The sequence below is a fragment of the Chitinophagales bacterium genome, from assembly GCA_040877935.1.
Lineage (GTDB): Bacteria > Bacteroidota > Bacteroidia > Chitinophagales > CAIOSU01 > JBBDNB01.
This window is the reverse complement of sequence record JBBDNB010000001.1, coordinates 98,978-122,892: the sequence shown is the minus strand read 5'-3', so window position 1 is coordinate 122,892 and position 23,915 is coordinate 98,978. Positions and strand designations below refer to the sequence as shown.

Here is a 23,915-nt window from a genome sequence, read left to right as displayed (position 1 = left end):
AACAGATGTCACACGATCGGTCAGTGGGCATGCCCAAAGGCATTCCCTACATCATTGGCAATGAAGCCGCAGAAAGATTTAGCTACTACGGTATGAAAGCCATACTGGTGGTTTTTATGACCGGTTATTTGCGCATGAACGACAATGATGCGACTATTTGGCTGCACACATTTGGAATCGGAGTTTATGCCACCCCTTTAATTGGCGCCTTATTATCAGATTTGGTTTTTGGCAAATACAAAACCATCATGAGCTTGTCTATAGTCTATTGCTTGGGGCATTTGGTTTTGGCTTTATTTGAAACGCAAAATGGACTGGCAGCCGGGCTCACTCTTATTGCTATTGGATCGGGAGGTATTAAGCCCTGTGTTTCAGCGCATGTGGGCGATCAGTTTGGATCCAAAAATAAGCACCTTATAGAAAGAGTGTTCAGCTATTTTTACCTGTCAATTAATCTCGGGGCTTTTATCTCCACTCTTGCTACCCCTTTTCTTCTGCAAATATATGGGCCCTCTGTAGCCTTTGGTGTTCCCGGATTACTCATGTTTATCGCCACCTTTATTTTTTGGCTGGGGAGAAAGAAATTCATTGCTATCCGACCGATGCGGAATGAATTTTTAAAAGACATTAAAAGCAGAAGAGGTATTAAATGTGTGCTTACGCTAAGTGTTATTTATGTTTTTATAGCAGTTTTCTGGGCACTTTTTGATCAAACAGCTTCTACCTGGGTCTTGCAGGCCAAGAGCAGTTTTATGGACAAATCTGTAGATATTTTTGGATTCTCCTTTACACTTTTGCCCGCACAGATACAAGCTGCCAATCCCCTGTTTATTTTATTATTTACACCGCTTTTCACTTTTTTAGTATACCCCTTATTTTCCCGCTTTGGCCGGGTAAAACCCATGTGGAAGATCACAGTTGGGATGTTTATTGCTGCCCTCTCTTTTGTGATTGTAGGTTATGCAGAAGGTTTGATTCAAAATGGCATTACGGTAAGCATAATGTGGCAATTTGTGGCTTTTGCCATTCTTACTGCCGCAGAAGTAATGGTTTCAATTACTGCACTGGAATTTTCTTATACGCAGGCTCCAAATTCTATGAAATCCTTTATTATGGGATTGTATATGCTTTCCGTTTCGCTGGGAAACAGCATCACTACAGTAGTGAATAAATTTATAATAAAACCCATTGAGGTAGAAAATGTAATCACCGGAAAAAATACTGCCATTGAAGTTAAAAATGCCGAAGATTATATTGTAGGGCAGAAGATCAATATTGATCAATTAGAGGGCGTTTATCTGGATGCTGCTAAGGAAACCGCCCTGAACGGTACATTTATTATTGAGAAAATTGATACAGAAAGCGGTTTGATGCAAGTGATAGATGTTGAACGCAAAGGACTTGAGACATTTGGAGAAACTAAAAGTTTTGAAAAAGCGGAACTCAGTACTTTTAAGCTTACGGGGAGCAATTATTTTTATTTCTTTGCTGCACTTATGTGCGGAACTGCCGTGCTATTTATAATTTTGGCAATATTCTATAGGGAAGAAGTCTATATCCAGTCAGAAGAAGATATTGAATAGAGCAAAAGATAAAATTTAGCTTAACTAATTCGATATCTTTCCGTACAAAGCACGAACCCAATGTAATAATGAATAACCCTAAAGCAGCACATGTTAGATTCTCTTATACAAGCTTAAAGCCTACTGCTTTTGGCCTTACTGTACTTTCTGCTTTTTTCACATTTTACAATTATTTTTTACTGCAAGGCCCTGAAAAGTGGATAATACTTGCCCTGACTTCTTTTGCAACTACTGTATATTTCGCTTTATTTCTGATTCTCAGAAAAGAAAATGCGCTCTACAATTACACCTCATTACTTACCGGAGTTATTTTTATACTGCCCTATTTTAATACACTTCTGCACATGTGGTTGTATAATGATCCATTGCAAACAAGTAACATTTTATTACTACATGTGGGAGTGGGAATTATTGTAATAAAGCGTTCCTGGTTTGCTGGAATTATCACAATCACAACACTTGTCTGGCTTATTATTGCTGTTCAATTAGGGTTTAGCTCAGAATGGGGGCACTATGTTTTTTCATTAATTGCAGCAATTATTCTTGCCTTTATTGCCAACAGCATTATACAGCTGAACTTTAAAAACCTCGAAGAAGCACGGGAAACAGAGCAGCAGCAAAACAAAGAATTAAAGGTGGCTAAAACCGAACTGGAAAAACAATCGGAAGAATTAAAGACAAGCCTAGTAAAAGTAGAACAAGCCAAAGAAATAGCGCTTCAAGCTTCAAAAGCCAAGGAAAACTTCCTCTCAACAATGAGCCATGAATTGCGCACTCCCTTAAATGCAGTAATTGGCTTAACCAATCTTTTGGTCGAAAACAATCCGCGCGAAGACCAGCTGGATGATCTTGAAACACTGCAATTTTCAGCCGATAACTTGCTATCGTTGATTAATGATATCCTCGATTTTTCTAAAATAGAAGCCGGTAAAATACAACTGGAGCAGGTGTCTTTTAGACCTGAAAAATTATTGGATAATTTGCAGCGTTCATTTCAGAATAAAGCCCAGGAAAAAGGAATTAAACTAAGTTTTGAAATTGACCAATTACCTGCAGAAGTATTGATAGGCGATCCTGTTCGGCTTACCCAAATAATGAACAATCTGATCAGCAATGCATTGAAATTTACCGATAAAGGAACCGTAAAATTTAATTGCAAACTGATTGATACAAAGGAAGACCATTTAATTTTAAGATGGGAGGTACAAGACACTGGTATTGGTATTCCAAAGGAGAAACAAAAGGCAATTTTTGAGGCTTTCGAACAGGCCGACAGCAATACAACACGAAAATTTGGAGGCACAGGTCTGGGCCTGAGTATTACCCGTAAATTGGTGCAGTTGATGGGTGGTGAATTAAAAGTTGAAAGCGAAGAAAACAAAGGGGCGTTGTTTTACTTCACAATTACATTGAAGCTGGCCAAAAATCAACAAGACCAAACCAAAGTTAAGATTGATGATAAAAAGGCAAGTTCTAAATCTACTCAGCTGCCGGAATTGCCCAAAAACATTAAAGTGCTGATTGTAGAAGACAATGAGATAAACATCAAGGTTGTTTCTAAAATTCTAAAAAACAACGGGGTGGCCCATGAAATTGTAAAAGACGGAAGTTCTGCCTGTCAGCTTATTCAAAATAAGCAGTACCACCTGGTTTTAATGGATTTGCAAATGCCTATAATGGATGGTTATGAAGCCACTAAAAATATCCGTGCTATGGATGATGAGTACTTTAAAAATGTACCCATAATAGCACTCACTGCATCTGTATTGCTGGATGTACAAGAAGGGGTGCTCGAAGCCGGAATGAATGATTATGTCAGTAAGCCAATAGAAGTAAACATACTACTCGAAAAAATGATCAAGGTATTGGCTGAAAGTCCCGTTCCTAAATAATTACCCCACTTATATTATCTTTGCCCCCTCAAATTAAAAATATGGAAATTGTTAATGGCCGCTATCAAATGGGCGGTAAAGACTTATTGAAAGTTGCTGCGGAATTTGATACTCCGCTTTATGTTTATCATGCCGAAAAAATTCAGGAGCAATACAGAAAGCTCACAAAGGCCTTTTCAGCAAGCAATGTAAAGATTAAGTACGCCTGTAAAGCACTTTCGAATATTAATATCCTTAAGATACTTAAAGATGAAGGTTCGGGATTGGATACCGTTTCAATCAATGAAATAAGGCTTGGGCTGGAAGCGGGATATGACCCCAAAGACATCATCTATACACCGAATGGAATTTCATTTGAAGAAATCAAAGAAGCAGTAGAATTAGGAGTACAGATCAATATTGACAACACTTCTATTCTGGAGCAATTTGGGCATCACTTTGGTGGATCAGTGCCTGTTTGTATCCGAATCAATCCACATATTCTTGCAGGAGGAAATGTAAAAATTTCTACCGGACATATCGATTCCAAATTTGGCATTTCCATTTATCAATTGCGCCATGTAGAGCGGTTGGTCGCTTCTACAGGAATTCATGTGAATGGATTGCACATGCACACCGGCTCAGATATTCTTGATGTGAATGTCTTTTTGCAAGGGGCAGAAATGCTATTTGATGCAGCAGCACATTTTAAAAATCTCGACTTTATTGATTTCGGCAGCGGCTTCAAAATTCCCTACAAACCCGGAGATATCGGAACTGATATAGATGAATTGGGCGCACAACTATCGCAGCGATTCAATGATTTTTGTAAGGACTACGGAAAAGACCTGGAGCTTTGGTTTGAACCCGGCAAATTTCTGGTGAGCGAAGCCGGTGTATTTCTCGCAACCGTTAATGTATTGAAACAAACTACTGCCACAGTTTTTGCAGGAGTGGACTCAGGTCTCAATCATTTGATCCGGCCTATGTTTTACGATGCTTATCACCATATCAGCAATATTTCCAACCCTAATGGAAAAGACCGCATATACACCGTAGTCGGCTATATTTGCGAGACAGATACTTTTGCCTGGGATCGTGTAATTCACGAAATTCGCGAGGGCGATATTCTGGCTTTTCAAAATGCCGGAGCCTATGGCATGATGATGGCCTCCAATTACAATTCGCGGTTCCGCCCTGCCGAGGTTTTGATCAAAGATGGAAAAGCACACTTAATCAGAAAGCGGGAAACCATGAAAGACCTACTGCGCAATCAGGTTGTTTTGAAGGATTAAACCACTTTAGCACTTTTTATATTTTATTAAGCCCATTTACTACGCTATAATTTTTAAATTTGGTATTCATCTTTAAAACCAAATTAATATTATGGCATTAAGTGAAAATTATAGACAGATTATTGAAGGCGCTATTAAAGCAATAGAAGCTCGTAAATTTTATGCGCAATATCCCGAGCATCCCAAAGCATATCCTGAAGATGCTACACAAAAAGCTGAAAGCTATTTCAAAGGGCTGCTCAACAAAAAGTTTGAAGAATTGCAACAAGGCAATCCGGCAGAATGGATAGGAGAAGAAGTTTCTCCATACACATCTGATGCACTGGGCATTACTTATCCGGCCTTTGATGTAGATACTTTAGTTGAAAATGCTGACAATGCCTTTCAAAGTTGGAAGAAAGTATCTGTAGAAGACCGTGCAGAAGTACTGGTTGAAGCCCTGGAAAAAATCAAAGAACGCTTTTTTGACATCGCTTTTGCTACTATGCACAGCACCGGACAGTCTTTTATGATGTCTTTTCAGGCATCCGGCCCACATTCCAATGATCGCGCACTGGAAGCGATGGCCTTGGCCTATCAAGAGCTTACCCGTTATCCCAGCCAGGTAGAATGGGAAAAGCCTATGGGCAAATTTTCAGTAAAGCTGGAAAAAAGTTTTAAGCCAATTCCAAAAGGAGTAGCATTGGCCATTGGTTGTTCTACTTTTCCCGTTTGGAATAGTGTGCCCGGTATTTTTGCTTCGCTGATGACTGGAAATAGTGTCATTGTAAAACCACATCCCGGAGCAGTTTTGCCCATCGCTATAGTAGTAGCTGAAATTCAAAATGCACTGAAGGAAAAAGGATTGAATACTTTGACTGTTCAGTTGGCAGTAGATAAAAAAGAAGTCCCCAATACCATAGAGCTGGCAGAACATCCAAAAGTAAAATTGATAGACTATACCGGAGGAAATACTTTTGGAGACTATGTAGAAAGCTTGCCCGGAAAAACAGTATTCACCGAAAAAGCAGGTGTCAATTCAGTTATTTTGGACTCTACTAATGACCTGAAAGATACCCTGGGCAATTTGTCCTTTTCTGTATCCCTGTATTCAGGACAGATGTGTACAGCGCCACAAAACTTTTTTGTCCCGGAAAGCGGAGTGAAAACCCCCGATGGAAATGTCTCTTTTGATGAAGTCGTAGAAGGCTTTAAAAAAGCAGTATCAGGTCTGGCCAATCACCCGAAAATGGGGGCTGGTACCTTGGGCGCCATTCAGAACGAAAACACTTTAAACCGTGTAAAATCTGCAAAACAATTGGGCGGAGAACTGGTTTTGGAACCTGCTAAAGCGGAAAACGCAGAATTTTCCAATGCAAGGGTTTGTGCACCGGGCATTATTAAGGTAAATGCCGATCAATTGAATATTTATGAAAAAGAGTTGTTTGGACCGCTCGTGGTTTTTGTAAAAACAAAAAATACCGACCAGTCTATTGAGCTGGCAAAAAATATGGCAGAAAGGAAGGGCGCAATTACCTGTGCAGCATACAGCACCGATGCAAAAGTTATTGATAGAATTTTGGAAGAAATGGAGTCTGTGTTTACCCCGGTAAGTTTGAATTTATCAGGCCCAATTTGGGTCAACCAAAATGCGGGATTTTCAGACTTTCATGTTTCGGGAGGAAACCCTGCCGGGAATGCCAGTTTTACGAATCCCGAATTTGTAAATAAACGATTTGTTTGGGTTGGACATAAAAAAATTGCTTAAAAAACTAAAACCATGAATTATGAAAACTAAGACTCAATTATTTACAATGGCTTTGGCACTCCTGTTTTTTGCCGCTTGCCAGGGCGGGGGTGAATCAAATTCCTCTGCTGAAGAAAAGGAAGCTGAATCAGAAGTGAAAGATTCCAAAGAGGACAGTGAAGAATCCGGCCTCTCAACTACTTATGTGCTTGATCCGCAAACATCCCAGATCAAATGGGAAGGCACCAAAAAATTTATTGAATTTTCCCATAAAGGAACTATAAAGTTTAAAAACGGAAAGATCAGAGTTGAGAATGGCGCAATCACGGATGCAGAGTTTACAGTAGACATGACTACCATTGACAATACCGATCTGAAAGGAAAAGATGGTTATGAAAAACTGGTAGGGCACTTAAAATCGGACGATTTCTTCTATGTAGAAAGATTTCCGGAGGCCACTTTTGAATTGACTAAGATTGGGCAAAGTGAAGCGGATGGTTTTTCACATACCGCTACTGGAAACCTTACTATCAGAGGAAATACCAATGAAGTAAACTTTCCCATAAATATTGAGTATGATGAAGCCAAATTCAATGCTAACGGAGCAATGGTTTTTGACCGCACCAAATTTGATGTAAAATACGGATCGGATGATTTCTTTGAAGTGGTGAAAGACAAGGCCATTAAAAACCAGGTGAAACTTACACTGATTATAAAGGGAGCTGCACAGGCTATGTAAGTACATCAAAACCGATATCCTTTCGGTAGTATTTTTTATCGAAATCAATGGTATCACAAAGGCGTTTGGATTTTTCCAGCGCCTTTTTTAATGTATCGTCAAAAGAGGTGATGGCCAAAACCCTTCCTCCGCTGGTTTTCAATAAACCATCGTCTGTTTTGGTGCCAGCGTGAAAAATAATACTATCATTTGTTTCCCTGGGAAGGGATATTTCTTTGCCTTTTTCATAAGCTTCAGGATAACCTCCTGAAACCAAAACCACTGTAGCACATGAGCGGGAATCTTTCTCAATCCCAATCTCATTCAGCTTGCCATTGGCAGTGGCCTCAAACAAATCCACCAAATCGGATTTTATGGAAGGAATGACCACTTGTGCCTCGGGATCACCAAGTCTCACATTGTATTCAATTACATAAGGATCGTTTCCTACTTTTATCAGGCCGAAATAGATAAATCCCTTGTACTCGATATTGCGTTTTTTTAAGCCCTCAATGGTAGGTTTTACAATGCGCTCCTCTACTTTCTGCATCAATGCTTCATCTACAAAAGGCACCGGACTCACCGCGCCCATTCCGCCTGTGTTCAAGCCTTTGTCTCCTTCGCCAATGCGTTTGTAATCCTTGGCAGTGGGAAGCAGTTTATAGTTTTCTCCATCACATAATGCAAATACGGAGAATTCAATGCCATCCAAAAAATCCTCAATGACCACTTTTTGTGAAGCTTCACCGAATTTTTCATCCATGATCATTTCGCGCAAACTGCGTTTGGCAGCCTTTTCATCCAATAAAATCAAAACTCCTTTTCCGGCAGCTAAGCCATCGGCTTTTAGCACTATAGGTGTTGTTTTTTTATCGATTATATCCATTCCCTCTTCCAGATTATCGGCAGTTATTTCAGTATAACCAGCTGTGGGAATATTGTTTTCTTTCATAAATGCTTTTGCATAAGCTTTGCTGCCTTCCAGCAAAGCACCTGCTTTTACCGGGCCAATAACTGCGATATGGTTTAAATCGGAGTGATCGTAAAAATAGTCGCTGATACCATTTACCAAAGGATCTTCAGGGCCAACAACAATCATGTTTATTTTTTCCTGAACGGCAAAGTCCGCTACTTTTTCAAAATTAGTGGTATCCAGGGAAATATTTTCGCCATGCTGTGCAGTTCCGGGGTTGCCAGGGGCAATAAATAATTTTTCACATTTAGGGCTTTGTGCCAATTTCCAGGCCAAAGCATGTTCCCTGCCTCCCGAGCCAATGAGTAATATGCGCATATGATTGGTTTTAACCTGAGTTCGATAATTATTTAAGAGCTCTGAGCAATAAATAATTTCCGAGCTCAGGTGGTAAAGTTATGAAATTCCATTGCAGTGCTAAACTGTTTTTTAAAGCTTGTAATTTTACAATTCACGATGAACCATATTTCAACTTTCCGTTTCAAACAATTCCAGCTTATCCAAAGTGAAAACCATCTCAAAATAACAACTGAGGCTACCCTCTTTGCGGCTTGGGTCAATGCAGAAAAAGCACAAAACATATTGGACATAGGAGCGGGAACAGGTGTCTTGAGCTTGATGCTGGCACAAAAATCAAATGCCCAAATTGAGGCCATTGAAATTCAAAAAGGAGCAATGGAAATTTGTGCTGATAATTTCAAAAACAGTCCCTGGAAAAAGCGATTGAAGATTCATCATAGCAGCATTCAAAATTTTGATTCTGCTGAAAAATACGATGCCATAGTTTGTAATCCGCCCTTTTTCTTTAAGCAGAGCAAAAGAAAACAGGAGTCCAAAAACAGGGCTATGCACAATGAATCTTTGAGCCTTGGGGATTTGATATATGCCGTTTTAAGATTGCTTCAAAAAAGCGGCAAATTTTATGTGCTTTTGCCGCCTGAAACCATGCAGCATTTTGTATTGCTCGCGTCTGAAAATGGATTGTATCTACATGAAAAATTGCAATTGATCCATAAACCCGGAAAACCGGTTTTGCGCGAAGCCGCTTGCTTTGCTTTTCAGAAGCCTAAATCACTTGATGTTCAGCAATTGATCATACGCAATCCTGACGAGTCTTATTCCAATGCTTATCGGGAATTATTGAGGGAATATTTGATTATTTTTTGATTCGCCCAAATATCCCTTCAGCAAACTTTTGATATTCCGGTAGGTGTTTTTATACACCTTTTTCATTTTTGTTGATTTAATCCAGCGCACTTTACTAATGTCTTCTTCTTGCTGTGGAGTGAATTGTGTGGCATCGGAAAACATCAGGTACCAATTGGTTTTTTTCAGCACACTTTTTTGCTTCATTTCATAAGCGTGGAATGTAGTGGCAATTTTTTGGCGCACTTTAAGCTGCTCAATTCCACATTCTTCCATTACTTCCCTGCGCGCGCCTTCTTTAATGGTTTCTCCCTTTTCAATTTTTCCTTTGGGCAGGTCCCATTTTTTCTTGCGAAAAATAAAGAGAATTTCCCCCATGCTGTTGCGGACAATTCCACCACCGGCTTTAATGTATTCGTCAAAACAGCTTTTCACAGCTTTGAAAACAGCTTTTGGATCATTGGATAATATTTCCAATTCTTCCATTGAGCCGTGTTCAATTTCCAACAAACCCGCCTTAAAAGCAGCCTTGAATTTGCGTTTTTCTGATAGCCGTATGGGGTTTTGAAGATTGGAGAAATAAACTTCCCGGCCAGCTCCTTCTTTGAAAGCTATTGAAATCAGGCTTTTATTGAAAAAGATTTGATAGTTTTGGGACATGATTTTTGACGATAAAGTAGCACTAACGCTTGCAGAAAAACTGCTGCAAATAAAAGCAATAAAATTACAAGCTCATAAACCTTTCAAATGGGCATCAGGTTGGAATTCTCCGATTTATTGCGACAATAGAGTCACACTTTCTTATCCCGATTTGAGAACTTATATTAAAAAGCATTTGGCACAATTGATCTCCGATCGTTTTCCCGATGTGCAATTGATAATGGGTGTTGCAACTGCCGGGATTGCGCAGGGGGCTTTGGTGGCTGAGTACCTGGGCTTACCTTTCGCTTATGTACGTCCTGAACCAAAAAAACACGGTATGGGCAAGCAAATAGAAGGCCGTGTCGAAATTGGTCAGCGAGTGGTTTTAATTGAAGACCTGGTATCTACAGGAAAAAGTTGTATAAAAACTTTTTCTGCACTGGAAGAAGCAGAACTGGAATTGTTGGGGACTGCTGCAATCTTTTCCTATGGATTTGAGCAGGCAAGGGAAAATTTTAAAAATGCCGGTTCGATCTACTACAGCCTTTCAGATTATAATGCGCTGCTTAAAATAGCCTTGCAAAATGGCGATATCAAAGAAGCTGATTTAGCTTTGTTGAACGAATGGAGAAATGCACCAGAAGTTTGGGGAAGGTAATTTTTCTTCAAAGCACCACCGGCAATTCTCGTTTTAAAGAAAAAATGTGTTACTGCCCTTCACAAAGCACGATTTTCAAATTGCTTTACAGGACGTTCCGTGCCTTTTGCATGAAAATTCCAAGTAAACCGAGAATGGTTTTACGTGATAATAATATTCTTTCCAAGTGGCCGACTAAAAGTCGTCCTCTACAAAAAAATCGGTTCAATTTTAAACCATGGTTTTATGTATTATAATGTGCGATCCCTCCGGGATCGGGCGGTGGTGGGGATACTTTTTTATAAACATCTGATCCCCGCTGGGATCAATTGGCTTTGTTTGAAGAGATGTCCATTGGTTTTTAATGTTTTCCCTGCCCAATAGAATTGAATATGCAGCGATGGCAATGCCGGATACATTCGATGTTTATAAAAAGCAAAAAAAAATTTTGCAGACCACAGCGGGGTCTTACTTGTTATTCGAATTTAGGCTTAGAGCTTTGCATGTGTGCCATCGCAAAATGGTTTGTTGGCAGAGTGCTTACAACCACACCAAGCCGCGGTTTTTGTTTCTTCCACTTTTTCGATTACAGGTGAAAATTCCGTGCCTTTGTGAGAGCCATCGCAAAAAGGTTGCTTTCCGGAATGCCCACATTCACACCATGCATAGGTGCCGGGCTTTACTTCTATTACGTAAGGTGATTTTTGTGCTATTTTCTTTTCCATCTCGATTTTTTAAACAAACTAATCAAAAGTGATATGAAAGTAAAATAGCAGAACTCGAATATTGTTCAAAATCGAAGGAGGCTACATTTTCTTTTCCGCTTTCTTGGCTTTCCTTTTGTTTTTGTCGTAAATGGTAAACACCCTGGTAACATTGAACCCAAAGTGAATATCGCCATTCAGCCAGCGACCGGTTGTTTCGGTCATCACTGCTTTTTCGATCATGCCCCTGGAATTTGTGAAATGCAACTGGAAAATATGCCCGCCAGTTTCTAAATCAATACCAACGGAAAATGCATCCTGTACATTTTCACCATAGAGTTTGGATTCGATTTGCCCGGGAATAATCCAGGAATATTCCATATTGACAGCCAGGCTGCCCGTCAACTTCACACGGCCTCCTGCACCCATTACAAATACGGAATTATTATCGGCCTTGGTTGCTACCAAATTTCTATGGATCATAGTTGGCGATAATTGAAGGGAAAAATATTCATTGAATTTTCTGGCAATAAGCAAACTATAGGTATAAGTAAACCTGGAAGTAGCATAGTTTTCGCGATCCGGTTCTGGAAATCGCGCACTATTAATGGCGGCATCTGCAAATGCGGTCAATGTGATGGGCATTCGTTTTTTTCCGGTGCTTTGCCTCAGGATTTTGTATTTGAGAAAACCATCGTAGGTTTTTTCGAAAGAACTACGCCCATAGCCTATGGTGAAATTATCGGTAACACCATATTCAAAACCCAAACGGATTGTGGCATTGTCAATTCCAAAAAACTCCCTGATTCCACTGTTGACACGCCCAAATCGGTGTCCTATAATAAACATCAACACCCCTTCATTTACTGTCTCTATGGAGTGATTATTGATTATTCTTGCTGTTTTAAAAGTAGCAATGGTATAATCGGTGGTTTCTTCTTCCTCTTCTTCAAGCAAGGCCATCAAATCATCATCTTCTTCCTCTTCCTGGGAAAACAATGGCATTGAAAACAACGACAGGACGCACAACAGTACAATCGACTTTTTAAGCATGATATAATTTTATTTTTTGAAGGGCTTATAATTCATTTTCACTCTCACTTCTACCACGTCTGCAATATTGTCTTCCACCACAGATGGTATTTCAATATTGTAATCTGCTACTGTGAGGTTAAATGTTGCATTGGCATTAATTTCACCATCTTTCACCTCTAAAGTACCGGGAGATTTTATGGTTTTGCTTTCCCCGTGCAAATTCAAAGTACCTTCTACCTCTACTTCGTATTCCCCGTCTTTGGAAAAATCCACAGCACTTAAATCCACAATTTTTCCCTGGAAAGTAGATTTGGGATATTTTTCAGAATGAATGTATTTTTCGTTGAAATGTTCCTGCATCAATGCTTTTTCAAATTGAAAGCCCTTCATTAAAACTGAAAAAACCATTTCTCCGCTTTCGGTATCCAAAATGCTGGTGACCTGGTTGTTGTCGGCTTCAATATTTTCCAAAGGAGCCTCTGAGTAAAAACTGATGTGCCCGGTTTTGGTAATGTATTTTTCAGCTTTTATTGCAAAAAAAGAAAAAATGCTTAGCGTGATAACCAGTAAATTTTTCATAGTTTTTGTTTTTTAATTATTTAATGCGCCTTGGTCTATCCAGGCTTTTACTAAACTGATTTGACAAGAATTTAATTGCGTATTTGGTGGCATTGTTCTTACATCAACCACTCTGTTCATCATTGAGCCGTTGTCCACCTTGGCCTTTACTCCTGCATAATTTGTGAAAATACCATTGCCATCTCCTCCAGCAATATGACATCCTGATAGATTACATGAGCTCTCAATAATAGGGCGTATGCTTTCATCATAACTTACAGCCACAGTATCGCAGGTTTGGGATGCATAATATTCTTCGTAGAGCTCTTCCTCATTGTCGTAATAGCAGCCACTATAAATCATAGCTGTTAGAATAATTGAAATAAGCGAAAAAATATTTTTGTAATTCATAATTGTTATTCTTGGAGTCCCTGGTTAATCCAGGCTTTTATGGTATTAATTATACAGTCATCTAACTTTGATTGGTTTTGTGGCATAGGCTCAAAACCGGGTTCATGGTTAATTGCTCCAAAAAGCCTGTCATTATCTTCGGCTACGGCTTTTACACTTGCATAGGAACGTAAGTCCACATTTCCATTTGAAGCATTCCCTCCATTATGACATCCAACACAACCTTTGTTTTGTAAAATAGATGCAATATCATTGCTATAAGTCACATTGCTTGTGTCGCAATCAACAGAACCAGCATCACAGGAGTTGTTCAAAGCGCCCTGATCTATCCAGGTTCTTACTTTATCAATTTCTTCTGGCAAAAGTCGAGGGAGGTTAGAAGGAGGCATCCGGTCATACAAATCATCTACATCATTTTCTGTAATCAATTCATATAATTTACTACCATTAGGATCTCCCGGGTCAACCTCTTTCATTACATCATCATAATTGTCTAAAATAACCCCTTCTTGTGCATCCTGCGCATTGTGGCAGCCAGAACCTAAGCAGTTGGCTATAAAAATGGGGAGAATATGATTTTCAAAATAAACCGTATCGGGATCACAATCCGAATCGGTAGTATCCGTAACTGTAGTATCCGTTGGATTTTGATCATTGGGGTCAAAACCTTCAATATCAATAGGTTCGTGCTTACAGGAGTGCCAGATCAAAAGCACAGGGATTAAAAAGAGTAATTTTTTAAAGGCGTAAAATAAGCGCATTTGCCAATGTTTATTTTTTCAATAAGCAACCAAAATTAATGAAAAGGGTCAACAGATTTTAATTGTTTCAGGAATATAAAATAAATCCATGTTCAGCCAACATACAACGCAAGCTGTCCCAAATTATGTTTTAGCACCTGAAAATCAGCTGTTTTCTTTCTCTTTCACAGAGCATGTGCTGAGTCCAAAAGGAGCATAGAGTGGACAAAAGCTGATGAAGCTCGTTAAAACGAATATAGCAGCAAATACAAGTAGCACAATGGCCAAAGTGCCGCTGATTACATCTGTCATATAAAGAACCACTATTGCTGCAGCAATGAGAAACCTTATTATACGATCAATAATACCCATGTTCTTTTTCATGATAATTGAGTTTGCTTGCCCACTAAATTACTAAAGAAATCAGTTAGAATTGACAATTTCTATTTATTATTCTTTCAATCAGAATGCAAATATTTAAATTCATATGTTTACGCTATAAAATTGAAAAGCTATGCTGTTATCAATCATCAACTTCTTCCAGGGTCAGTTTATGCCGCACGGCCATTGTTATTTTTGGCGTCCGGATATCCTATGGACGAATGTAATAGGAGATGGCTTAATAGCCCTGGCCTATTTCAGTATTCCTTTTTTGCTGGTTTATTTCCTGCGCAAAAGATCAGACATTCGATTTCGCGGTATTTTTTACCTTTTTGCTATGTTTATTCTTTCCTGCGGTATCACGCATGTGTTGACCATTGTTTCGGTATGGGAACCTATTTATGCCTTTGAGGGCATTGCCAAAGTTTTTACTGCTTCGGTTTCCAGTAGTACTTTTTGTTAAAATACCGGCTGCACTCAAAATTCCAAGCCCTCAACAAATGGCTGTGGTAAATTTGGAATTGAAAAATGAGATTAAACAAAGAGAACTTGCCGAAAAGAAACTACTGGAAAAAGCAAATGACCTTCAAAATTCCAATAATTTACTGAAACAATTGACCTATTCTGCTTCGCATGACTTGAAAGAACCACTCAGGAATATCACCTTAATGACACAGCATTTTCAAAAGAAATTTACTGAGCAGATTGAGAAAGAAGAGAGGACAACTTAGATATGATTGTTGCAGAGGGGAAGCGTATGATTAATACAATTGAAGCCTTAGAAAATTTTGGGAGTATTGAAATTTCAGATGATGCAATCCACAAATTATCCTATGAAAAATGCCTGGAAACAGCTGTAAATTCGCTGAAATCTGAAGGAAAAAATCTGCGCATTGAGGCAGAAAACAAGTTGCCGGAGTGGCCCGGTTATTCAACATTAATTACTGAGCTTTTTAGGGAATTGCTCAGCAATGCAATAAAATTCAACAACAATGATATAGCAGAAGTGAAAATCAGCAGCGATATAAGCGATGATGTCTTAAAAATAGTATTGAAAGACAACGGGATAGGTTTCAATCAAAAATATGCAGATCGCATTTTTCAAATGTTTGAAAAACTGGAAGACCGCAACAAATATCCCGGTCCGGGATTGGGATTAAGTACCTGCAAGAAAATTGTGGAAATCCATCGTGGTATAATTAGCACAGAAAGTACAGAAGGAAGGGGCAGTAGCTTTATTATTAAACTGCCCATTCAGAATGATTTTCAAGAATAGTTTAACCCAGACATTTTGGCCTTCGGGCAGATTATGCACTTTTAATGCCAATTAGGTTTAATTAAAATGATCTCTTACACGATCGAAAAACCCTTTTTCATTTTTTCCGGGAGAGGGTTTAAAGTTTTCCGAATTTTTTAACTGCTCTAAGATTTTTTTCTCCTGATCATTCAGGCGTTTGGGTGTCCAGATATTTACATCAATCAACTCATCGCCTACATTGTAGCTGCTGTTTAAATCAGGTATTCCTTTTCCTTTGAGCCTGAATATTTTGCCCGATTGGGTTCCAGCCGGAATTTTTATTTTGGCTTTACCGCTTATCGTAGGCACTTCTACTGTCGTTCCAAGAGCCGCATCTGCGATATTGAGGTGCAAGTTATAAACCACATCCTGCCCTTCTCGTTGCAGGCTTTCATGTGGCACTTCTTCTACCTGGATAATTAAATCGCCATTGCTTCCGCCTCGTTCTCCTGTATTTCCTTTTCCGGTCATTGAAAGTTGAACGCCATCACTGACACCCGGAGGAATATCGAGCGATACGGTTTCTTCACCGTACATTCTTCCGGTGCCATTGCATTTGCCGCATTTGTTTACAATTGTACGTCCCTCTCCATGACAGGTGGGGCAGGTTGAACTGGTAGCCATTTGCCCTAAAATGGTATTGGTAACTCTTCTTACCTGGCCAGCGCCATTGCAAGTAGAGCAAGTATTATATGCACTTCCATCTTTAGCTCCGGTACCGCTACAACTATCGCAGGCGAGGTATTTTTTTACTTTAATTGTTTTATTGGCGCCATTTGCAACTTCATTTAGCGTCATTTTAATTTTTATCCTCAAATTAGAACCTCTCCTTCCACTGCTTCTTCTACGTGAACGACCTCCTCCTCCAAAGAAAGATTCAAAGGGGCTTCCGCCTCCACCACCGGCCTGTCCGAAAACATCACCAAACTGCTCGAAAATATCTTCCATTGTCATTCCGCCACCGGAAAAGCCTCCACCACCACCACCGGGACCACCCTTAACTCCGGCATGTCCATATTGGTCGTAGCGCCTTTTTTTGTCCTCATTGCTGAGTACTTCATATGCTTCGGCTGCTTCTTTAAATTTTGTCTCTGCACCGGGATTATCAGGGTTCCGGTCAGGGTGATATTTGACAGCAAGTTTGCGGTATGCTTTTTTTATTTCCTGTGCTGAGGCATTTTTAGAAACCCCCAGTATATCGTAATAATCTTTCGCCATAATTATTTTCCTACTACTACTTTTGCGTATCTTATAATTTTATCGTTCAACATATATCCTTCCTCGACTACATCTACTACTTTGCCTTTTTCTTCCTCGCTTTTTGCAGGAATTTCTGTCAGTGCTTCGTGCAATTCGGGATCAAAATCTTTGCCCATACTCTCCATCACTTTCAGTCCTTTTTGCTCAAGGGATTTTTGCATTTTGTTGTAAATAAGATCCATCCCTTCTTTCAGAATTTCAGGATCATCTGAATTTTCCGAAGATTTCATTGCTCTGTTAAAATCATCAAGTACAGGTAAAAAGACTGACATAATATCCTGTCCGGCATCTTTAATGAGTTCGAGCCGTTCTTTAGCAGCGCGCTTTTTATAATTGTCAAAATCGGCATAAAGACGCAAATACTTGTCTTTCTGTTCTTCAATTTTCAATTCAAGTTCCTCGATTTGCTCTTTCAAATCAGCTGTTTCAGTCTTTTTTCCCTTTTCTGATTTTTTCTTTTTAGGGTTTTTTTGGGCGTCTTCATTTTCCTCTTCATTGCCCTGCTCCCTTTTTTCTGTCTCTTCTGCTTTTAGATTTTCTTCACTCATTTGCTGCTTTTTTTATAATCACGTCTAATTTTCAAATTCCCTGCCAAATTGAAATAAAGGACAAATTGTCAGGGTAAATTGTTGCTTTTTAAGCGGTTTTGAAGAATTCTTTCCAGGTCGCGCAGCCTTAAATCCACGCCAATGATCATTCCTTTTTGGTCAATAAGAAAGGATGCGGGAATAGATTCAAGCTTGTAATCCAAAGCCACTTTTGATTGCCATCCTTTTAGTTCGCTTACATGCCAGGGCCAGTATAACTTGTCTTTTTCTATAGCTGCAATCCATTTTTCACGATCGGCATCCAGCGAAACACTCAGTATTTGAAAACCTTCGGCATTTTCAAATTCCGCATCCCGGTATTTTTTGTGCAGTTGCACCAATTTCGGATTGACTTTTCGGCAGGGTTTGCACCATGATGCCCAAAAATCAATCAATACTATTTTCCCTTTGAGTTGTTCTAAAGTTATTTCTTTGCCACTGGTGTCGGGCAAATTAATTGCTGGTGCATAAGTTCCATTGATCAATTCGGTATTCCCGGAATTACAATTGGAAAAGCTGAATAACCATAAGATACTACTGAGCAATAAGGTGTTCCTCAAAATCATTGAGTGCATCGCGCCATTTTTTTGGAATTTCAACTGTTTTATTTTCTGGATAATTAAATGCCACAAGAATTGTTTTGGCTTTAAGTACTGAAATTTCCTGCTTGCCATTATTCTGAAAGATTTCATAAATGAGCTCAAAACTTTTTCTGCCAATACGGCTACATGCACAGCCAATAGTTAATTGATCTCCAAATTTAGCGGGACGAAGAAATTCGAGTTCGGCTTTGGCCAGAATTACACTCAGGTCTGAAAAATCTACAGGAATATTGAGTACCTCATTTAAATAATTGCAACGTGCCAGTTCTACATAGGTCAGGTAGTTGGCATTGTTGACATGCCCCAGTGAATCCATGTCTGCAAAGCGCAACTGAACTGGCGTAATGTGTTTGTATGTAATTTTGTTTTCTGGCATTATTAATATTCTGATGCAAAGTTCGACATATTTACTTTTGAAATGAAACAGTGTTCACAATCTGTTAACCTGAGTCCGATCAAGACGACAAGTGTCTTGACAGATAATTATTTAAAAGCTGAGCAATAAATAATTTCCGAACTTAGCTTATGATGATTTATTGATTTTCATTCTTCAAATTATGTAATCACTCCCGCTGCTTGCTGTCTATCCATATGGTCACGGGACCGGAATTGACAAGCTCTACCGACATGTCTGCACCAAAGACCCCGGCTTCTACTTTCAAGCCGCTTTCTGTTTTCAATTGCTTTAGAAATTTTTTATAAAGGGGAATGGCCTTCTCCGGCTTTGCCGCCTTGATAAAAGAGGGGCGGTTTCCCTTTTTGGTGCTGGCATGTAATGTAAATTGACTTACAACCAGTATTTCACCCTGAATATCAAGTAGCGAAAGGTTCATTTTTCCTTCTTCATCAGGAAATATGCGCATGTTCAGTACTTTCTTCACCAGCCAGTTGATGTCTTCTTCATTGTCTTCCGCTTCAATGCCTAATAGCAAAAGTAAACCGCGATCGATTTTTCCGGTCAGTACAGCGTCAGCTATTACCGAAGCTGAATCCACTCTTTGTAATATGATACGCATCAGTATTTCTTTTTTCCTTTTAGCGATTCCACAATATTGATATAATTCTTGTAGCGTTCGGGGTGAATTATCCCTTCAGCAACAGCATCCAATATTCCACAGCCGGGCTCTTCCAGGTGCAAACAATTATTGAATTTACATTGCTCCAGGTGTGGAACAAAATCGCGGAAGTAGCGTCCCACTTCGTGCAGCTCCAGATCTAAAAGCCCAAACTCCTTGATGCCGGGGGTATCAATAATATAAGTTTCCGAACCCAATGCATACATGGTGGCATAAGTAGTGGTATGTTTCCCTTTTTGAAATTTACCTGAAATCTCAGCTGTTTTGAGTTTCAGGTCGGGTTCCACGGCATTGATCAGGCTGGATTTCCCAACTCCAGAGTGGCCTGCAATCAAAGTCACTTTTTTAGGCAACAGCTTTTTAAACGCCATAATACTTTCAGTATCGTAAATACTTGTGAAAAGTACCGGATATTCGAGTTCCTGATATATCTCAGCCAGAAAATCCTGTTTTTCCAGCGCTTTTTTATTGTAGATATCCTGTTTGTTGAAAACTATAATGGCAGGGATATGATAAATTTCAGCCCCAAGCAAAAGCCGGTCTATAAAGCCAGATGATGTGCGCGGTAACATTACCGATGCCAGAATGATCAACTGATCAATATTGGCGGCCACAATATGCCGAGCATGATCGTGTTTAGGCGATTGTCTTATAATGTAGTTTTTCCGGTCTTCAATATGCTCAATGACATATTCCCCCTCTTTGTTTTCAAGCAATACCTTATCTCCTACAGAAACAGGGTTGGTGAATTTATTGTCGTTCAGCCTGAGCTTCCCTTTCAGGCGGCATGAAATATTTTGTCCGTTTTCCAACTGTACCTGGTACCAACTTCCGGTAGATTGTATGACTGTTGCTTTTTGGCTCATAACTGAAAATTCGGGTGCTCTGCTTTATAGTTTTTAATCCTGTGCGAGAGAGATTTCAACAGAAAAGGGTTTTTTTCCAGGGCATTGCCAATAACCACCACATCAGCTCCGGCAGTGCATATTTCCTCAGCGGCTTCTGTATTGCGAATCCCTCCGCCACAAATCAATGGCAAATCCACTGTTTTTGCTACTTGTTCTATAACACTTGCTGGAATTGGCTCCTCACTGCCACTGCCTGCCTCGAGATACAGCAATTGATGCCCCAGGTAATAACCGGCCAATGCAGTATTTACTATTTTTTCCTCCGCTTTTGGAGATATTGGTTTGGTTTCTGAAGCTTTTAAAACGGATGCTTTAGTAGAATCACTTATAATAATATAGGAAGTGGGAATCACTTCCAGCTTGTTTTCTTTTAGCCAGGGGGCAGATTTAATATGCTGTTCAATAAGATATTCAGGATTTCTGCCGGAAATCAGGCTTAAAAAAAACAGGGCATCAGCCCTGGCCGAAAGCTGATTGTAATTGCCCGGAAATAAAATCACCGGAAGATCAGTAAAGCCTTTAATCTGCTCAATGCAATAATCTGTCGCTCCATTTTTAACAAAAGAACCACCAACAAAAATAAAATCAACAGGATAATTGGGCAACAATTCGGCCAATGCAGAAAAATAACGGGTATTATCTTTGTCAGGGTCAATCAAAATTGCAAAGCCTTTTTGTCCGCTTGACCTTAAAAGTTGCAACTTTGATAAAAGCTTTTTGTTTTTACTGATCATGGCATAAAGATAATAAGGCCATTTGCTTTAATTATTATAATGGACAAAGCATTAAAAATCTATTTACTGATCTCAGCAGTGATTTTACTTTCTATTACCCTTAGATATTTGGCTTATCTCTATGATAGACCAAATCCTAATATTCCATTAAAAGAAGTGTATGAGGAAAATCCGCTTTTGATTTCCGCAAAGCAGCGGGCAAGTGAAAACCTGGATACTTTGTGGAAATATTATCCCAGGTATCCTAAAAACACTTATGTAAAATACCCTGTTGACACACAAAAGACGCTAATCCATTATGAATGGGGAAAATTGATGAGTGCCGATACTGTTCAATTAGAAATACTGCAACACAGCACAGGCAAAAAAATCCAAATTCCGACAGCGCATATGCAAGACTGGTTGATAGAACTTGAAGGGGATCAAATAAAAGGTGCCTATACCACTCAGGCGCTTTTTATCCTGGAAGCAAGGATTAATGAACAAACAGCCGAAAAGCTGGATTCATTGTTGAGCCATTTCAGCGATCCTTTATACTGAGCAATTAAATAATTATCGAATTAAGCTTAGTAGTTTTACCACTTAAATCAATAATCATGGATGAGCGCATAGCAATGTTTAAAAATATAGTAGAGGAATTGATACCCTTCAATAAATTTATTGGTGTTCAGCTTGTAGAAGTAAAAGAAGGTTTTGTGAAATTGAAAGTGCCATTTAAACCCGAATTGGTGGGAAATCCAATGCTCAATGCACTACATGGTGGGTTGATTTCTACAGTGATGGATACCGCAGGTGGTGCTGCTGGAATGACTACACTTACTTCTTTTGAAGACCGGATTTCAACAATTGACATGCGGGTAGATTATTTGCGCCCCGGACAAGCCAAAGATTTGATTGTGGAAGGAAAAATTACCAGGAGTGGAAACAGAATAGTAGCTACAGCAATGAAAGCGTATCATCCGGAGGAAGAACTGAGCCTGATTGCTGAAGGAAGAGGTGTTTATAATGTAAAGCGAAACTGAAATGAAGAAACCCCTTTTCTTACGCCTATTGATTGAATTTTTATGGTTGTTGTTTGCGCTTATATTGGCATTGGTATTTTGTTATGTGCTTTTGGGAGCCGTGAAAAATGAATTTTTGCTGCCGCTGATATTTTATAATTTCCTGGCAATTACTTATTTCCGGATGATATTGTTTACAGAGGAAAACCTGTTGATTAAAAATATTGTTGTTCGAATTTTATTTTTCATGCTCAATATTCCCTTGTTTTTTGCCATAATCATTCAGCTTCAGGATTTTTTTTACCTCTTTGACCATTATGATATCAATCAGTTTTTGCGGACAGATATTGTTTTGGACGGGGATGCTGCACTTGAAGTCTATCAAAACTTCAGGACAATTTTAATCGCTTCGGCAGTATCTTCTTTAATGCTAATTCTTATCTTAGAATTCCAATTGGCTAAATATATACTCAAATATTTTAAATAATTATGCGCAATTTAATTTTTAAATCATCGGTCTTACTGCTTTTTGTATCATTTTTCATGTTGCTTCAGTCTTGCGACCGCGATCCATGTAGCGATGTGATATGTACTGGTCCTGAATCCTACTGCGTTAGTGGAATTTGTCAGTGCCCGGATGGATATGAAGGCCCCAATTGTGATATCCTGAGCCAGGACAAATACATTGGCAATTATAATGTAAATGAATCCTGCAATCCGGGAACTCCGAGAGGCTGGACATTCAGTTATATTAGCCCGGGAAATGGTATAAATAAGGTAAATATCAGCAATGCCTTAAACACCGGACTCACAGCAGAAGGAGTTGTTTATGGCAATGAAATTTATTTTGACGAGCAAAATCTTGGTTCTATCAGATTTCAAGGCCGTGGCAATTATATTGAAAATGCCAACCGCATAGTAATTGAGTACGAATATTATGTAAACGGTACAGCCAATAAGTGCACAGCTAATTTTTTCAGGCAGTAGCAAAATAAAAAAGCAAAGGGTTCATGATTTTTTTGGTCGGGGGTGTAACCTTTTCTTTTCACCTCCGTAAAAATGGGAAACAGATTCTCAACCAAAAATCTATAGTCATGAATAAGTTACTTAGTTTTCCCGCACTTGCTTTACTTTCCATGCTTTTAATGAGCAACAGTTCAACATCAGTATATGATATGAAAGGTACTGAGGAAAGTAGCAAAAAATTTAAATTTATGTATTCCGGTGTAGTGAATCCGGGGCTTGAAATAATGCCATTGGTAGGTCAAATGTCTAAAGATGGCAATAAGTTGTATTTCTCCTCTCAAAATCACCAGGGAGAGCGCGATCTCTATATTTCCAAAAGATCTGTAAAAGGTGCTGACTTTACTGCCAGCACTAAAGTAAAAGGACTGGAAGAAAGACAAGTCTTAATGCCTACAGTTAGTGCCGATGAAAAAACTTTGGTTTTTGTTGAAAGTAAAGACGGCACACAATCAGGAAATAATTTGTTTACTGCTTCATTAGATAATGGAAGTGTCTCCAATATCAAAGAACTTAAAACTTTGAGTGAAGACAATATCTCAGACAGCTATCCTTTTCTTTCTGCCGATGGTAAAAGATTGTACTTTACTAAACAGCACAATGCAAACATTGAATTTTATGTAGCAGATGCCGGGGCAAACGGAAATTTTGGAGCACCAGAAAAACTGGCAATTGAAATACCTAAAGTTTCAAACAATATGAGCTGCGTACTTTCAAATGACGAGCTTGATATTTATGTACTTTCAGGAGATCACATTTATCATGCTCAAAGAAAAGCAATAGATAAGGCATTTTCTACACCAGTTAAAATCGCTTCTTCTCATACAGAAGGATATATGACAGGAATAGCAATGACCAATGACACCGAAGAATTGTATGTTTTCAATTCAGTAGGATTTAGAAATACGCAGGTATTAAAATACATCAATACCAAAGCAAGAAATCAATCGGGGACCAAAGTGCAGTTTGTAGATGTGGAGTAGTGGTTTAAGGTAACCGATTGTATA

General features: G+C 39.1%; 30 protein-coding genes. 15 read left to right on the top strand and 15 right to left on the bottom strand.

Annotated elements, in window-relative coordinates:
- Nucleotides 1-5 precede the first annotated feature (5 nt).
- The 5 genes from WD048_00590 (at nt 6) to WD048_00570 (ending at nt 7,214) form a co-directional block, all read left to right on the top strand.
- Nucleotides 6-1,583, top strand: coding sequence for a POT family MFS transporter (locus WD048_00590; GenBank protein MEX0810678.1), 1,578 nt, complete (start codon nt 6-8; stop codon nt 1,581-1,583).
- Nucleotides 1,584-1,651: 68 nt separating this feature from the next.
- Nucleotides 1,652-3,475 carry an ATP-binding protein gene (locus WD048_00585; GenBank protein ID MEX0810677.1) on the top strand — a complete coding sequence of 608 codons (1,824 nt, stop codon included), beginning with the start codon at nt 1,652-1,654 and terminating at the stop codon, nt 3,473-3,475.
- A 41-nt stretch (nt 3,476-3,516) separates the two neighbouring features.
- The gene (gene lysA, locus WD048_00580; protein ID MEX0810676.1) at nt 3,517-4,749 is read left to right on the top strand and encodes a diaminopimelate decarboxylase; all 1,233 of its coding nucleotides are present in this window, start codon (nt 3,517-3,519) and stop codon (nt 4,747-4,749) included.
- A gap of 91 nt (nt 4,750-4,840) precedes the next feature.
- The gene (paaN, locus tag WD048_00575) at nt 4,841-6,496 is read left to right on the top strand and encodes a phenylacetic acid degradation protein PaaN (protein ID MEX0810675.1); all 1,656 of its coding nucleotides are present in this window, start codon (nt 4,841-4,843) and stop codon (nt 6,494-6,496) included.
- Nucleotides 6,497-6,515: 19 nt separating this feature from the next.
- The gene (locus WD048_00570) at nt 6,516-7,214 is read left to right on the top strand and encodes a YceI family protein (GenBank protein MEX0810674.1); all 699 of its coding nucleotides are present in this window, start codon (nt 6,516-6,518) and stop codon (nt 7,212-7,214) included.
- On the opposite strand, the gene purD is transcribed toward WD048_00570, so the two are convergent.
- Nucleotides 7,207-8,484, bottom strand: coding sequence for a phosphoribosylamine--glycine ligase (purD, locus tag WD048_00565; GenBank protein MEX0810673.1), 1,278 nt, complete (start codon nt 8,482-8,484; stop codon nt 7,207-7,209). The genes WD048_00570 and purD overlap by 8 nt on opposite strands.
- 138 nt (nt 8,485-8,622) lie before the next feature.
- Between purD and WD048_00560 the strand changes: the two genes are divergently transcribed.
- Complete coding sequence (locus tag WD048_00560) at nt 8,623-9,333, top strand: methyltransferase (protein ID MEX0810672.1); 711 nt, start codon at nt 8,623-8,625, stop codon at nt 9,331-9,333.
- Here WD048_00560 and WD048_00555 read toward each other — a convergent pair.
- Nucleotides 9,304-9,972 carry an NUDIX domain-containing protein gene (locus tag WD048_00555; protein ID MEX0810671.1) on the bottom strand — a complete coding sequence of 223 codons (669 nt, stop codon included), beginning with the start codon at nt 9,970-9,972 and terminating at the stop codon, nt 9,304-9,306. The two genes, WD048_00560 and WD048_00555, sit on opposite strands and share 30 nt — an antisense overlap.
- Between WD048_00555 and pyrE the strand changes: the two genes are divergently transcribed.
- Nucleotides 9,971-10,612, top strand: a complete 642-nt coding sequence (pyrE, locus tag WD048_00550) for an orotate phosphoribosyltransferase (GenBank protein ID MEX0810670.1) — start codon at nt 9,971-9,973, stop codon at nt 10,610-10,612. The two genes, WD048_00555 and pyrE, sit on opposite strands and share 2 nt — an antisense overlap.
- A gap of 470 nt (nt 10,613-11,082) precedes the next feature.
- Here pyrE and WD048_00545 read toward each other — a convergent pair whose 3' ends face one another.
- The 6 genes from WD048_00545 to WD048_00520 form a co-directional block, all read right to left on the bottom strand.
- Nucleotides 11,083-11,316, bottom strand: a complete 234-nt coding sequence (locus WD048_00545) for a CDGSH iron-sulfur domain-containing protein (GenBank protein MEX0810669.1) — start codon at nt 11,314-11,316, stop codon at nt 11,083-11,085.
- Between the two features lie 81 nt (nt 11,317-11,397).
- On the bottom strand, nt 11,398-12,348 hold the full coding sequence (locus WD048_00540) for a DUF5777 family beta-barrel protein (GenBank protein MEX0810668.1): 951 nt from the start codon (nt 12,346-12,348) through the stop codon (nt 11,398-11,400).
- Between the two features lie 9 nt (nt 12,349-12,357).
- Complete coding sequence (locus WD048_00535) at nt 12,358-12,909, bottom strand: YceI family protein (GenBank protein ID MEX0810667.1); 552 nt, start codon at nt 12,907-12,909, stop codon at nt 12,358-12,360.
- Between the two features lie 12 nt (nt 12,910-12,921).
- A complete protein-coding gene (locus tag WD048_00530) occupies nt 12,922-13,299 on the bottom strand; it encodes a hypothetical protein (protein ID MEX0810666.1) in 378 nt (125 codons plus the stop codon).
- Nucleotides 13,300-13,304: 5 nt separating this feature from the next.
- Nucleotides 13,305-14,060: a c-type cytochrome domain-containing protein gene (locus tag WD048_00525; protein ID MEX0810665.1), complete on the bottom strand. Its 756-nt coding sequence runs from the start codon at nt 14,058-14,060 to the stop codon at nt 13,305-13,307.
- Nucleotides 14,061-14,204: 144 nt separating this feature from the next.
- Nucleotides 14,205-14,423: a DUF2892 domain-containing protein gene (locus tag WD048_00520; protein ID MEX0810664.1), complete on the bottom strand. Its 219-nt coding sequence runs from the start codon at nt 14,421-14,423 to the stop codon at nt 14,205-14,207.
- Nucleotides 14,424-14,553: 130 nt separating this feature from the next.
- On the opposite strand from WD048_00520, the gene WD048_00515 reads away from it, so the two are divergent.
- From WD048_00515 to WD048_00505, 3 genes are read left to right on the top strand one after another with little or no spacing between them, the layout of a single operon-like run.
- A complete protein-coding gene (locus WD048_00515; GenBank protein ID MEX0810663.1) occupies nt 14,554-14,883 on the top strand; it encodes a hypothetical protein in 330 nt (109 codons plus the stop codon).
- 37 nt (nt 14,884-14,920) lie between these two features.
- Complete coding sequence (locus WD048_00510) at nt 14,921-15,151, top strand: hypothetical protein (GenBank protein ID MEX0810662.1); 231 nt, start codon at nt 14,921-14,923, stop codon at nt 15,149-15,151.
- A 2-nt stretch (nt 15,152-15,153) separates the two neighbouring features.
- Nucleotides 15,154-15,696, top strand: coding sequence for an ATP-binding protein (locus WD048_00505; protein ID MEX0810661.1), 543 nt, complete (start codon nt 15,154-15,156; stop codon nt 15,694-15,696).
- 57 nt (nt 15,697-15,753) lie between these two features.
- Here the strand turns inward: WD048_00505 and dnaJ are convergent, their stop codons facing one another.
- The 7 genes from dnaJ to WD048_00470 all read right to left on the bottom strand — a co-directional run bounded on the left by dnaJ (nt 15,754) and on the right by WD048_00470 (nt 20,884).
- Nucleotides 15,754-16,935, bottom strand: coding sequence for a molecular chaperone DnaJ (gene dnaJ, locus WD048_00500; GenBank protein ID MEX0810660.1), 1,182 nt, complete (start codon nt 16,933-16,935; stop codon nt 15,754-15,756).
- Between the two features lie 2 nt (nt 16,936-16,937).
- Nucleotides 16,938-17,525, bottom strand: coding sequence for a nucleotide exchange factor GrpE (gene grpE / locus WD048_00495; GenBank protein ID MEX0810659.1), 588 nt, complete (start codon nt 17,523-17,525; stop codon nt 16,938-16,940).
- A 68-nt stretch (nt 17,526-17,593) separates the two neighbouring features.
- Nucleotides 17,594-18,139 (bottom strand): TlpA disulfide reductase family protein, encoded by a 546-nt coding sequence (locus WD048_00490; GenBank protein MEX0810658.1) that lies wholly within the window; start codon nt 18,137-18,139, stop codon nt 17,594-17,596.
- Entirely contained in the window at nt 18,099-18,542 is a 444-nt protein-coding gene (locus tag WD048_00485; GenBank protein ID MEX0810657.1) for a thioesterase family protein, read from the bottom strand. The genes WD048_00490 and WD048_00485 overlap by 41 nt, the downstream gene beginning before the upstream one ends.
- 187 nt (nt 18,543-18,729) lie before the next feature.
- A complete protein-coding gene (gene dtd / locus WD048_00480) occupies nt 18,730-19,182 on the bottom strand; it encodes a D-aminoacyl-tRNA deacylase (GenBank protein ID MEX0810656.1) in 453 nt (150 codons plus the stop codon).
- Nucleotides 19,182-20,108: a ribosome small subunit-dependent GTPase A gene (gene rsgA / locus WD048_00475; GenBank protein ID MEX0810655.1), complete on the bottom strand. Its 927-nt coding sequence runs from the start codon at nt 20,106-20,108 to the stop codon at nt 19,182-19,184. Before rsgA ends, dtd begins: the two co-directional genes overlap by 1 nt.
- Nucleotides 20,105-20,884: a geranylgeranylglyceryl/heptaprenylglyceryl phosphate synthase gene (locus WD048_00470; GenBank protein MEX0810654.1), complete on the bottom strand. Its 780-nt coding sequence runs from the start codon at nt 20,882-20,884 to the stop codon at nt 20,105-20,107. Before WD048_00470 ends, rsgA begins: the two co-directional genes overlap by 4 nt.
- A 39-nt stretch (nt 20,885-20,923) precedes the next feature.
- On the opposite strand from WD048_00470, the gene WD048_00465 reads away from it, so the two are divergent.
- The 5 genes from WD048_00465 to WD048_00445 all read left to right on the top strand — a co-directional run bounded on the left by WD048_00465 (nt 20,924) and on the right by WD048_00445 (nt 23,891).
- Entirely contained in the window at nt 20,924-21,424 is a 501-nt protein-coding gene (locus WD048_00465; GenBank protein MEX0810653.1) for a hypothetical protein, read from the top strand.
- Between the two features lie 56 nt (nt 21,425-21,480).
- Nucleotides 21,481-21,906: a hotdog fold thioesterase gene (locus WD048_00460; protein MEX0810652.1), complete on the top strand. Its 426-nt coding sequence runs from the start codon at nt 21,481-21,483 to the stop codon at nt 21,904-21,906.
- A gap of 1 nt (nt 21,907) precedes the next feature.
- Entirely contained in the window at nt 21,908-22,372 is a 465-nt protein-coding gene (locus WD048_00455; GenBank protein ID MEX0810651.1) for a hypothetical protein, read from the top strand.
- 2 nt (nt 22,373-22,374) lie between these two features.
- Entirely contained in the window at nt 22,375-22,872 is a 498-nt protein-coding gene (locus WD048_00450) for a hypothetical protein (protein ID MEX0810650.1), read from the top strand.
- A gap of 107 nt (nt 22,873-22,979) precedes the next feature.
- A complete protein-coding gene (locus WD048_00445; protein ID MEX0810649.1) occupies nt 22,980-23,891 on the top strand; it encodes a hypothetical protein in 912 nt (303 codons plus the stop codon).
- Nucleotides 23,892-23,915 lie beyond the last annotated feature (24 nt).